This window comes from Oceanotoga sp. (genome assembly GCF_030445905.1).
Taxonomy (GTDB): domain Bacteria; phylum Thermotogota; class Thermotogae; order Petrotogales; family Petrotogaceae; genus Oceanotoga; species Oceanotoga teriensis.
Genome location: NZ_JASUSU010000011.1, coordinates 62,349 through 75,350, shown reverse-complemented (window position 1 = coordinate 75,350; position 13,002 = coordinate 62,349). Strand labels below are relative to the sequence as shown.

At 25.6% G+C, this 13,002-nt stretch carries 8 protein-coding genes; 2 read left to right on the top strand and 6 right to left on the bottom strand.

Features of this window, described 5'->3' with window-relative positions; translation table 11 throughout:
- Together PWP28_RS04975 and PWP28_RS04970 are read left to right on the top strand one after the other, a co-directional pair.
- The coding region (locus PWP28_RS04975; protein WP_308644353.1) for a hypothetical protein at positions 1–1,845 on the top strand (1,845 nt) is incomplete at its 5' end.
- A 75-nt stretch (positions 1,846–1,920) separates the two neighbouring features.
- Positions 1,921–3,069 (top strand): SBBP repeat-containing protein, encoded by a 1,149-nt coding sequence (locus PWP28_RS04970; protein ID WP_109603915.1) that lies wholly within the window; start codon positions 1,921–1,923, stop codon positions 3,067–3,069.
- Positions 3,070–3,089: 20 nt separating this feature from the next.
- Here the strand turns inward: PWP28_RS04970 and mnmG are convergent, their stop codons facing one another.
- From mnmG to PWP28_RS04940, 6 genes are all read right to left on the bottom strand, one after another.
- Complete coding sequence (gene mnmG / locus PWP28_RS04965; RefSeq protein ID WP_109603914.1) at positions 3,090–4,949, bottom strand: tRNA uridine-5-carboxymethylaminomethyl(34) synthesis enzyme MnmG; 1,860 nt, start codon at positions 4,947–4,949, stop codon at positions 3,090–3,092.
- Between the two features lie 119 nt (positions 4,950–5,068).
- Entirely contained in the window at positions 5,069–6,250 is a 1,182-nt protein-coding gene (locus PWP28_RS04960; RefSeq protein WP_109603913.1) for a glycine C-acetyltransferase, read from the bottom strand.
- A gap of 11 nt (positions 6,251–6,261) precedes the next feature.
- Positions 6,262–7,299, bottom strand: coding sequence for an L-threonine 3-dehydrogenase (gene tdh / locus PWP28_RS04955; protein ID WP_308644352.1), 1,038 nt, complete (start codon positions 7,297–7,299; stop codon positions 6,262–6,264).
- 187 nt (positions 7,300–7,486) lie between these two features.
- On the bottom strand, positions 7,487–8,851 hold the full coding sequence (dnaA, locus tag PWP28_RS04950) for a chromosomal replication initiator protein DnaA (protein WP_109603911.1): 1,365 nt from the start codon (positions 8,849–8,851) through the stop codon (positions 7,487–7,489).
- A gap of 417 nt (positions 8,852–9,268) precedes the next feature.
- A complete protein-coding gene (locus PWP28_RS04945) occupies positions 9,269–11,203 on the bottom strand; it encodes an ABC transporter ATP-binding protein (protein ID WP_308644351.1) in 1,935 nt (644 codons plus the stop codon).
- The gene (locus PWP28_RS04940; RefSeq protein WP_305081107.1) at positions 11,196–12,929 is read right to left on the bottom strand and encodes an ABC transporter ATP-binding protein; all 1,734 of its coding nucleotides are present in this window, start codon (positions 12,927–12,929) and stop codon (positions 11,196–11,198) included. Before PWP28_RS04940 ends, PWP28_RS04945 begins: the two co-directional genes overlap by 8 nt.
- Positions 12,930–13,002 lie beyond the last annotated feature (73 nt).

Below are 13,002 nucleotides of genomic sequence, written 5' to 3'. Positions count from 1 at the left end.
TTTAGCGAAAATTTTTATTATTTAATAAACTCAAATTTAAAGATATTTGAAAAACAAGTCGAAAAAAATGTTGAAAGTTACTCTAAATCTCAGATAACTTATCTAAATTCAAAAAAAACGATTTTATCTATTTTATCAAAAGATATAATGGGAAATACAGCTAATAGAATATTAACTAATTATTATTCAAAATTAAATTTGCAAGAAAAAAACTCATTAAAAAACAATTTGATCTTAGATGAGAATCTTGTATTATATAAAACTTATCATGATAGGTATATGGATTATATAAATGATATTTATATGGGAAAAGAAGATTCTAAAATTTTTTTGACTGATAATAAATTTAATATATTAATGCCATATGATAAAATCCCTTTGAATAAAACACTTTTTAATAAAAATTTGTTTCAATTATCTTTATCAAAAGAAAATATATTTTTAAGCGATTTTTTTTATCATAATGATGAAGTTTATTTTTATATTGCTATGAAAAGCTTTGAATTGAAATCAGGAAAAATAACCGACAAACATATGGGATATTTTATATTGGAAAGTAAATTTAATACATTTAATTCACCCTTTGTATCTTTTAAAAATAAAAATGATCTAATAGTAAATGGTTTATTTTTAAAAAATTATAATGATAATAGTGTTTCAATTATAAATGATGAAAAAAAGTTCTATGCTATAAAAAGTTTGGATTTCTTGAATAAAAAATTTTTTATCGTTTATGAAGATACAAATAATAAATATTTTAATTTATTTTATATGACTTCGATAACTATAACAATTTTATTTTTTATTTCTTTGTTGGTAATTTATAATATCATAAGTAATTCAAGAAAAAAATTATTTCAAAATATAGATTTATTATCTAATGAATTAAATAAAACTAAATTTTTAGACGATAGAAATTATGATGTTAGTTTTAAAAAAATAATTGATTATATAAACAAATTGAAAAAAGAAAAAATAAATATTTATAATTGCATTCCTAAAAACGAATCAAATGATGTATTTTTCTTTAATGAGGATTCTTTATTTAAAATGCTCATTGATAATTTTTCTAAAAATTTTTCTTTTTTAAATACAGTAATTAGTTATAAAAAACATAAAAATTATTTTGAATTCCAAAAATTTTTTGGAAATGAAAGATCTTTTATATATAAATTTAAAAAAATTAAATTTGATATTGAGGATATACAAAAAAAGAATATTTCTCTTTATAAAGTCTATAATATAAAAGAAATTGTTGATGATGAAAATCTTGATATAAATACAGATAAAAACATTTTTGATATATATTTTGTAATGATAGAATTTAATTTTGAATATAAAATATTTTTATTTCCCATAAAATCCTCAAATAAAAATATTGAAGATAGTATTCTTTTATTTATAAGCCTATTTAAAAATAATATTTATTTTTATTCTTATTTAAATGAGATTAATAATAAAAAACAGTATAACTATTTTAATATTTATAATGAATTAGATTTTTATAGTATGTTCGATATTTTAAATAAAAAATCAAATTTAAATATTATGATTAAATTTAAAAAAAGTAATTATAACTCTTATGAAAAATACTTTGAATTTAATTTGAAAATTTTAAATATTCTTAAGTATTCATTCAAAGATATTTTTTTCAAATATTCTTTATTCCGTTTAAATTCTGAAATCTATTTGTTGTCAATATATGATATCGATAATAAGCAAGTTGATTTTATAAAGAATATTCTTTATAAAAACTTTTATGATATTTTATTAAACGATGAAATAGAAATACAAGTCTTGTCAAATATAAATGAGCTAAAAACAAAGATTTTAAAACTTACTTAGTTTTCTTTTTTACTTTTTTTTATGTTATAATTATAATGATTTATAATAAAATGAATTTTGGTAGGAGGGATAATCATGAAACCAAGAATTCTAGTAATAATGGTATTATTAGTGGGACTATTATCTTTTGCAGCGCCTAATCTTGATTGGGGTAGAGTTTATCCTATGGAGGGTGAACAAGAAATTTTTTATGTGAATGCTGTTGAGGATGGAGCTTACCTATTTGGTGTATCAGATCCTAATGGTTACAACGAAGATGGACTAGTTATTAAATTAAATTCTAAAGGCGAAATATTATCAAAAGAATTAGTTGGCGGTTCAAATAATGACTGGTTATTATGGGGATTCGAAGATTTTGATGGAAATCCTGTAGCTGTAGGTTCTACAAGATCTTATTCCACAGATTATGACATTTTTCTTGCTAAATTAGGCGAAAATGGATTTAAAAAGAATATTAAAAATTTTGGTATTGAAAAAGGTACAGCTATGGTCGAATTAAATGACTCTTATATACTTTTAGGTTATGGAACAGATCCTAAAACTTTAAACATGAAAGGGAAACTTATAAAAGTTTCTAAAGATAGTTTAGATGTTGTATGGACAAAATGGTTACCTATTGGTCAAGCTGGTTCAGATATTAAACCTTTGAGTATGGAATTAACTACTGATGGAAATCTTATAATAGCTGGAACTATTGTTGATTTCTTTGAGGGTAGAACTAAGTTTATGATGACAAAAGTTACCTTGACTGGTGAAGAATTATGGACAAATGTTTTCACTGGAAGAGATTATGCAAGAGGATTTGAAGTTAAAGAAGTTAAGGATGGTTATGTTGCAGTAGGTTATGATGGTTCTTGGAAAGATGGTTGGTCAGATTTTTATTTAGTTAAATTTTCAAAAGATGGAAAAATGCTTTGGGAATCAGGTTATGGTGATATAAAATCAGATCATGGCTATTCTGTGAAAGAAGGACCTAACAATAATTTGTATGTTGCTGGTTATACTACTCCTGAAGGAAAAAATGATAAAGATATAATATTACTTGAATTCAATTCAGATGGTTATATTGAATCGACTAAAATAATCGGTGGAGATGGCGATGATGTTGCTTATTCTTTAGATATAGATGAAAAAGGCAATATTTATGTTGCTGGTTACTCTACTTCAAAAGATTTTGGTTCAGATGATAAAGATATAATAGTTTTTAAATATACTATAAAATAATGAAGAGCTTAAGCTCTTCATTATTTTTTTATATATAAACTCAAATTTATTATATCAGATGGATTTATACCAGGTATTCTCATAGCTTGAGCTATAGATTTTGGTTTTATTTTTTTTAATTTTTCACGCGCTTCAAAAGCCAAATTATGAACTTCATCATAATTCATATCTACAGGAATTAGATCATTTTCTAATTTTTTCATCTTTTCTATTTCTTCTTTCATTTTTCTTATATATCCACCGTATTTAAACCTTATTTCTATTTGTTCTATAACTCTTTCATCTTCTATTTTTTCATTGTAAAAATTTTTCAAATCGTAAAAAGATATTTCAGGTCTTTTTAAAATATCAGACATATTAGTTTTATGATCTACTTTTGTTGAATTATTTTTTTCTAATATTTCATTTAAATAAGTTTTTTCTATTTTTATATTTTGAATTTTATCATAATGATAATTAATTTCTTTTTCTACTTTTTTTACTTCTTCATATTCTTCTTTATTTATTAAGTTTAATTGATAACCATAATCTATAAGTCTGAAATGTGAATTATCATGTCTTAATAATAATCTATATTCTGCTCTAGATGTTAATAATCTATAAGGTTCATCTACCCCTTTGTTTATTAGATCGTCTATTAATACTCCTATATAAGATTCAGATCTATTTAAAATAAATTCTTTTTTGTTTTTTATTTTTAAAGCTGCATTTATACCTGCAATCAAACCTTGTCCAGCTGCCTCTTCATATCCACTCGTTCCATTTATTTGGCCTGCAAAGTAAAGTCCTGATATATTTTTATATTCTAATGTATATTTTAGTTGTTCAGGTAAAATATAATCATATTCAACAGCATAAGCAGGTCTTTCAACAATGGCATTTTCAAGGCCTGGTATACTTTGTAACATTTTTACTTGAGCTTCATATGGAAGACTTGTACTTAATCCATTTATATAATATTCTTTTGAATATTTAGATTCTGGTTCTAAAAATAACTGATGTTTGTCTCTATTGAATTTCATAACTTTATCTTCTATCGATGGACAATATCTTGGACCTTTTGATTCTATTAATTTTATATCTCCATAAAGAGGTGAATAGTTTATATATTCTTTTATTATTTCATTAGTTTTTTCTGTTGTTCTTGTAATCCAACAAGGAAAATCATCTTTTAATATTTTTGGTTTATTGAAAAATGAAAAAGCTAAGGGACTTTTTGATGTATCTTGTCTTATTAAATTTTCAAAATTAATAGAATCTTTATTTATTCTTGCTGGAGTTCCTGTTTTAAATCTGTTGGTTTTTATTCCATATTTATTTAATGATTCTGTTAAAGAATCTGCCGATAAATCTCCCATTCTTCCGGAGTGAAATACATTTCTTCCAATGAAAATTTTCCCTCTTAAGTAAGTTCCAGTTGTTAATATTACAGCTTTAGAATAATAAGTTATACCAAGTTCTGTTTCAACACCTTTTATTTCATTCCCATCTACTATAATATTTTTTACAAGTCCATATCTTAAAGTCAAATTTTTTTGATTTTCAAGTATTTTTTTCATTTCTCGAGAATATTCATATTTATCAACTTGCGCTCTCAAAGCTCTTACAGCTATTCCTTTTGATGTATTCAACATTCTAACATTTATCATTGTTTTATCAGTTACTTTAGCTTGAACTCCTCCAAGTGCATCTATTTCTCTTGTAACTATACCTTTAGCTGGTCCTCCAATTGCTGGATTACATGGTGTCCATCCAACAGAATCTAAATTTATGTTTAATAATAATGTTTTTAAATCCATTTTTGATGAAGCTATTGCCGCTTCTATACCTGCATGACCTGCCCCAACAACTATTACATCATAATTGTTCTCTTTTAGCATTATAATACCTCCTCATACGAGGTATTATATCATTTTTTTATTCATTAAGTTATATTATTTATTACTTAGTTTTTAATTATTATATAAATTTTGATAAAAAAAGAATGCCGAAGCATTCTTTATATTATTTCAAGTTCTTTACCTATTAATTTAAATTTTTCAAGTGCAAAATCTAGATCTTCTCTACTATGTGCAGCACTTATCATAACTCTTATTCTTGCTTTTCCTTTTGGAACTGTTGGAAATCCTATAGCTGATGCAAATATTCCTTCTTCATACAATCTTGAAGAGAATTTTTTTGCTGTCTTTGCTTCATAAAGCATAACAGGTGTGATAGGAGTTACAGTTTCTCCAGTATCAAATCCCATTTCTCTCATTTTTTCTTGGAAATACTTTCCATTATCCCAAAGTTTTTTTACTTCTATATCATTTTCGGTCAATATTTTTATAGCTTCAAGAGCAGCTCCTGATTCTGCTGGAGATAATGAACTTGAGAATAAAAATGGTCTTGCTTTTTGTTTTAAATATTTTATGAGCTCTTTTTTACCGGCTACAAATCCACCAACTACACCAAAAGCTTTTGATAATGTACCAACTTCTATATCAACTCTTCCATGAAGTCCAAAATGATCTACTATTCCCCTACCATTTGAACCCAATACTCCTTCACCATGAGCATCATCAACCATAACAAGAGCATTATATTTTTCAGCTACATCACAAATCTCTGGAAGTGGAGCTACATCACCATCCATTGAAAAAACTCCATCAGTAATTATTAATTTTCTTTTGGCATTTTCAGAATCAGCTTTTTTTAAAGCTTCTTCTAAAGATTTTACATCTTTATGTTTCCAAACGTATTTTTTTGATTTTGTCAATCTAACTCCATCTATTATACTTGCATGATTTAATTCATCTGATAGTATTGCATCTTCTGATCTCATTATTGCGGGTATTATAGCTTGGTTTGCATTAAATCCAGATTGCACTACTAAAGTGTCTTCAACATGTTTAAACTTTGCAAGTTCTGATTCTAATGTGTTATGTATAGTCAATGTTCCAGCAATAGACCTAACTGCTCCAGGACCTACTCCCCATTCTTCTATTGCCTTTATAGAAGCCTTTTTTAATCTTTCATCATTGGCAAAACCAAGATAATTATTTGAACACATATTTAAAACTTTTTTACCATTCATATTAAGCCATGCTCCCTGAGCTGACTCTAAAGTTCTTATATTAACAAGAAGCCCTTGTTCTTCAAGTTCTTTCATTTCTTTTGTTAATTCTTCATAAATATTCAATTAGATCCCTCCTATTCTGATACTTTCATTACAATTTTACCACTTTTACCAGACATCATCAACTCAAAACCTTTCTCAAAATCTTCCATTTTTATTTCATGAGTAACTATTTTATCTATATTTATTCTGTTATATTTAAGCCATTGAGTTGCAATATGCCAAGTTTCAAACATTTTTCTACCAGTTATTGCTTGTATTGTAAGATTTTTAAAAACAGCTGTGTTCATAACAAAAGGTATTTTTTCTTCATTATATACACCTAATATAGATACAAATCCAGCATTTCTGACAGATTTAATTCCATCATTTAAAGCTGTTACATTTCCAGACATCTCTAATAAAACATCTGCTCCATGATTTCCTGTAAATTCCATTACTTTTTCATATAAATTTTCTTTAGATGGATTTATAACAAGATCTGCACCAACTTCTTTTGCCATATTTATTCTATATTCAGAAACTTCACTTACAATGATTGTTGCAGCACCTGAAGCTTTTGCAACTTGTATAGCCATCGCTCCTATTGGTCCTGCTCCCGTTATTAATACATGTTTAGCTCTTAAATCAGTAGCTGTAGCTGTATGTATAGCATTACCTAAAGGTTCCATAACTGATGCATATTTTAATGGTATACTTTCATCTAATTTCCATAACACAATTTCTGGAACTACTGCATATTCAGCAAATACTCCATCTCTATCAACTCCAAGAATCTGCATATCTTTACATACATGCATATTTCCAGTTTTACATTGATAACATACTTTGCATGGAATATGAGTTTCACTGGCAACTATATCTCCAGGTACTAAACCTTTTACATTATCTCCAACTTCTATTACTTCACCAACAAATTCATGACCACCAATTTGAGGTGTTTTTATCCTTTCTTCAGCCCATTTATTCCATTCATAAATGTGTACATCCGTACCACATATCGATGTTCTTAATATCTTTATTTTCACATCATCTGAATTTTTTATAACTGGTTCTTCAACATTTTCCAATGTAAATCCTTTGCCTGGTTCTTTTTTTAACAATGCTTTCATTTCATCACTCTCCCAGAAATAAAATTTACTTACATATATAGTTTAAATGATTATGAAAAAAATTTCAATATTTCTATCGACTTATTAATCAAAGAAATAGCTAATATATTGTATTTATAGCCAATTATATCTTTAAATTAGTCTCTGATAAATATTTGAAAAAGGATGGTATAAAACCATCCTTTACTCATACTAAATCTAAATCAACTTTTTCAGATTCCATCTTTTCTTTTATATTATCTATTTTACTTTTTATTATATTATTACCTAACATCAATGAATGATCTATTTTTTTTATTGAATGACTTATTGTTGAATGATTTCTTTTTAGTATCTTTGATATTTCCTTTACAGACAATTTCATATATATTTTTAATATGTATGCTAAAACTTGTCTTGCCTCAGAAATATTTTTCTTTCTTGAATTAGAATAAAGATCTTCTCTACATATTTTAAATTCTTCAATAACTGTGTCTATTACAGTATTTAATTTTATTGTTTCAAAAGCTTCTTTAGAATTATATTTCGTTTTTGATTTATTCATTCTAACTATAGAATCAACTATCTTTTTTGCTGAAGAAACACTAACTGGTTCTCCAGTAATCTTTGTATGAAGTAGCAAATTCATTATAGCTCCTCTTAATCGTCTTAAGTTTTGATCTACATGTTCTGCTAAATAATGAGCTACATCATCTGACATTTGTAATGATATCATCTGTGCCATTTTTTTTGCTATTAAGTATCTCGTACTTTCATCTGGAGTTTCAATATTTACAACTAATCCCATTTCAAATCTACTTATCAATCTTGGATGAAATGTCGCCAATTCATCTGGTGTTCTATCTGAACATATTATAACCTGTTTTCCTGCATTAAAAAGTGAATTGAATGTGTGAAAGAGTTCGTTTTGAACATTATTTTTTCCTATTAAAAATTGTACATCATCTATTAGTAAGATATCAACTGTTTTTCTAAATCGTTCTCTGAAAGATTCCATTTGTTTGTTTCTTATAGCATCCATCATTTCATTCATAAAATCTTCAGCGGTTAAATATCTAACTCTTAAATCAGGAGAATGTTCTAATATATAATTTGCAATAGAATGCATTAAATGAGTTTTTCCTAAACCAACATCTCCATAAATGAATAAGGGATTAAATTTTCCGGGATTTTTAGAAGCCTCTATTGAAGAGTAATAAGCCATTCTGTTGGATTCACCAACAACGAATGATTCAAAAGTAAATTCAGGATTAAATTCTGATAATTTTAAAGGTCTGTTTCTGATCAAAGGTCCTGATAGAGGTTTGGTATTTTTATCTATAGTTGAAGCTTGATATTTAACTTTTATATTTTTTCCTAAAATATCATTTATTTTTTCATTTATTATAGATCCAAATTTTTTCTCTACTGTGTCTTTTAAAAATGGATTTCCCAAACCTATTATAACTTCATTTTCATCCATAGATATAATTTGTGATGTGTTAAACCAATTTTTCCAAGTCTCTCTGGATATATTTAATTTTAACTGTTCATGAAGTTCTTCCTTGTTCATACAAATTCCACCCCTTAATATATAGCCAATATATAGCTTATCACATTCATGAACCTTAATCAAGAAAATTTTTGATTAAATCTTTATAACTCTTTATTATAAAGGCTTACAGAATAATAAATTCTATTAATCCCTTTTTATCAATGATATAGATTAGATATTATTTTTTTATTTGTTAATTTTTTATATCTTTTTAAATGTTAAGATTTTTTTGCAATTAATTTGTTCTCATTTCAGAAACTTCTATAACATCTTTTGTTAATATTTATATGTATTTTATTGGAAAATTTGATTTATTCATGAAAATAATACAACCCTTTATTAAATAAGGATTGTATTATTTTTTTTAGAAGATGATTTTAATTTCATTACATATTAATAAACACTATATATAGTATAAAAAATATTAATTATATGTTAAGAATTTTCAAATTGAAGTTTGTATAGATCATAATATATTCCTTTTTTATTCATTAATTCACTGTGTGAGCCTTCTTCTGCGATTTTACCTTTATGCACAACTATTATTCTGTTTGAACTTTTAACTGTAGAAAGTCTATGAGCAATAGATATTATAGTCGTATTTAATGAGATTTTATCTAAAGCCTTTTGAATTAAATCTTCTGTTTCAACATCTATATTTGCCGTTGCTTCATCCAATATTATAATTTTTGCATTGTATAGAACTGCTCTTGCAAGAGCTATGAGTTGTCTTTCACCACTGGATAAAGTTCCTCCTCTTTCTAATATCTCTGTATTATAAGAGTTTGGTAATTTTTCAATTATATCATGTGCATATACAGTTTTAGCTGCGTTTATAACATCTTGATCACTATAATTTTCATTAAAAAGTCTTATATTATCTATTATATTACCAGAAAATAAAAATACATCTTGAGGAACTACTGCTATTTTTTGTCTTATCGAATCTATATCATAATCATATAATTTTTTATTATCTATATATATATTTCCTTCTTGATATTTATATAATCCACTTATGAGTTTTATCAAGGTTGTTTTTCCAGAACCTGTTTCGCCAACTATTGAAACCCTTTCATTTTCTTTTATCGAAAAGCTTGCACCTTTTAAAACATAATTTTCATTTTCATTATATGAAAATTTAACATTTTCAAATCTTATTTCTCCCTTTTGTATATTTTTATATTTGGCATTTCCAAGTTCTTCATGTGTCTCACCAAACAATTTAAATATTTTTCCAGCAGAAGCAAAAGCATTTTGCATTATGTCATATTTTTCTGCTATATCAAAAAGAGGTTTAAAAAACATTTCAACATAAGCTGTAAATGCATATAAAGTACCAAAAGTTATAAAACTATCTCTTATTCCCTTTGATCCAAACCATAAAAGAAGACTCATGGTTAAATAGAATAAAAGATTCATCATGGGTCTAAATATCGCAAATACGATCATTTGATTCAATCTTGCACTATATAATTTTGAACTTATATAATTAAATTCTTCTTTTTTTCTTTTTTCTTGATTGAAAAGTTTTGTAACAAGACTTCCAGAAATATTTTCTGCTAAGTATGCATTTACTATTGAGATTCTTGTCCTAACTTTATCATAAGCTTTTCTATCAAATTTTCTAAATAAATACACTGCAATGAGTACTATTGGAAAAGTTATTATAGTGTATAATGTTAGTTTTACATTTAAAACAAACATTAATATCAATACCCCTATAAGTATTGCTATATCCTTCATTAAAGCACTCATAACATCAGAAAAAAATTCTGAAAGATTTTGTGTATCATTTACTATTCTTGTTGTTATTTTTCCCGAAGGATTTTGTGTAAAAAAACGATATTTAACTCTTACTATATGTTTGAATAAATCACTTCTTATATCATATATTACTTTTTGACCTAAAAGGTTTGAAAAAAATACTTGTGAATAGTTTATTATCAATTGAAATATTAATACTATTAAAAATATTCCAGAAAATGATGTAACTTTATTTATGTTTTCTTGTTTATAAGATACAAATCTTTCTTTACTTATATATTCTTTTTGTTGTGTTTCTTTATTTAAAAAATAATATTTTTCATCTTTTGAATCTAATTTATATATTCCATCATCCTTTAAAATATATTCATTTTTTTCATTTTTTGAAAAAGTATATTCTACATTTATAACATTGTCTATACCATATCTTATAAGATATGGCAACATTAAATCTATTATTGTTGAGAAAGTCAAAGATAAAAGTGCTATCATCAATATTATTTTATACTTTTTTATATATTTCCAAAGTTTTTTGAATGTTTTTGAATCACTTAATCCTTTTTCTTGTTCTTCAATAAAAACTTCATCTCTTATATTAGCCATTGTATTCCTCTCCCAACTTATCTTCTATCAATTGTTTCATATACATTGAGTGATAAACAGATTTTTTGTCCATCAATTGATTATGATTTCCTTCTTCTATAATTTGACCATCTTCAAAAACATATATTTTATCAGAATCTTTAACAGCTTTTAATCTGTGAGATATCACTATTATAGTTTTATTTTTTATTTCTTTTCTTAAATTTTTTATTATTGCTTCTTCTGTTTCGGTATCAACAGCTGATAAACAATCATCAAGTATTATTATTTCAGATTTCTTTGCCAAAGCTCTTGCAATAGAAACTCTTTGTCTTTGTCCTCCAGATAATGTAACACCTCTTTCTCCTACAACAGTTTCATATCCATTTTCTATATTTAAAATATCTCCATGAACACTCGCCATTTTAGCATAGTTTTCTGCTTTAGGTTCGAGTTTTTTATTTGAAAATGAGATATTTTCTCTTATGGTCATTGAAAATAAAAAATTATCTTGAGGTACATATGATACATGATCTCTTATGGATTTTCCATTTATATCATTTATATCTTTATCATCTATAATTATTTTTCCTTTGTCAACAGGATATATTTTTGCCATGAGTTTCGCAACTGTTGATTTTCCAGATCCAACTCTACCAACAAATGCTATCATATCACCTTGTTTTATGTTCATATTTATATTTTTTAAAACTTTTCTTTCATTTTCAGGATAATTGAAATTTAAATCTTTTATTTGATAATTTCCGGTGAATTCCATTTGTTTCATTTCTGGCTCATTTATTAAACTTTTTTGTTCTAAAACATTATTTATTCTCTTTAATGATGCTCTTCCTCTTTGAATATTGTTAATTAAAAATCCAAAAGCCATCATCGGCCATATTAACATTCCTACATATTGATTAGTCATTATAAATTGACCAAGGGTTATATCATTCATTATAACCATTTTTCCACCAAAAAAGAAGACAAATAATGTTGCCATTGCTCCCAAAAGCATAACTAAGGGAAACATCAATCCCCATATTCTTATAAGACTTATGTATGAATCATAATATCTTTTAGATCTTTTGTTAAATATATCTTCCATAGTTTTTTTATTTGAATATAATTTTATAACATCAACACCTGCAACACTCTCTTCTGTTATATTAGAAAGCTCTGATGTATCTTCTTGAAGTTGTGTGAATTTCTTATGAATTACTTTTCCAAAAAATAATGAGATTATTGCTATTAATGGCAAAGGTATTATTGCCAAAAAAGTCAATTTCCAATTCACAAAATTCCCCATTGCAATTATTGTAAAAATGGACATAAATAATGTATCAACTAACATTATAACTGCTGGTCCCATTAATCTTTCTATTTGATTAGTATCAGAGGTGAATCTTGTCATTAAATCTCCAGTTCTCCATTTATCATAGAAATTTTGATCTAACTCGATTATATGATCAAACATTTTATTTATAGTTTTAAATTGAAAAAGTCTAGCTGCTCCTATAATAAATATTCTCCACAAAAATCTTCCTATAACTAATCCAAATGCCAAAAAGATTATACCTAAAATTAATTTTTTTATATCATTCATTTGAAAATTTGGTATTTCGAGTACATCTACTATATTTCCTATTTGTTTTGGTATATAAATTTGAATGATATCAACTACTATCAAAAACAGTATTCCAATGGAGTATCTCCACCAATATTTCTTTAAAAAATCTTTTATCAACAAGTTTATCACCTCTATAGTTTGTTTGGCTTACAAAAATTATATCATTAAAATTAAAGGATTTCCAGACTAT

What these genes read in the sequence shown, in the direction of transcription:
- PWP28_RS04945 (WP_308644351.1), bottom strand. Translation starts at nt 11,203, where the DNA reads ATGGCTAATATAAGAGATGAAGTTTTTATTGAAGAACAAGAAAAAGGA.
- mnmG (WP_109603914.1), bottom strand. Translation starts at nt 4,949, where the DNA reads ATGCTAAAAGAGAACAATTATGATGTAATAGTTGTTGGGGCAGGTCAT.
- dnaA (WP_109603911.1), bottom strand. Translation starts at nt 8,851, where the DNA reads ATGAACAAGGAAGAACTTCATGAACAGTTAAAATTAAATATATCCAGA.
- tdh (WP_308644352.1), bottom strand. Translation starts at nt 7,299, where the DNA reads ATGAAAGCATTGTTAAAAAAAGAACCAGGCAAAGGATTTACATTGGAA.
- PWP28_RS04970 (WP_109603915.1), top strand. Translation starts at nt 1,921, where the DNA reads ATGAAACCAAGAATTCTAGTAATAATGGTATTATTAGTGGGACTATTA.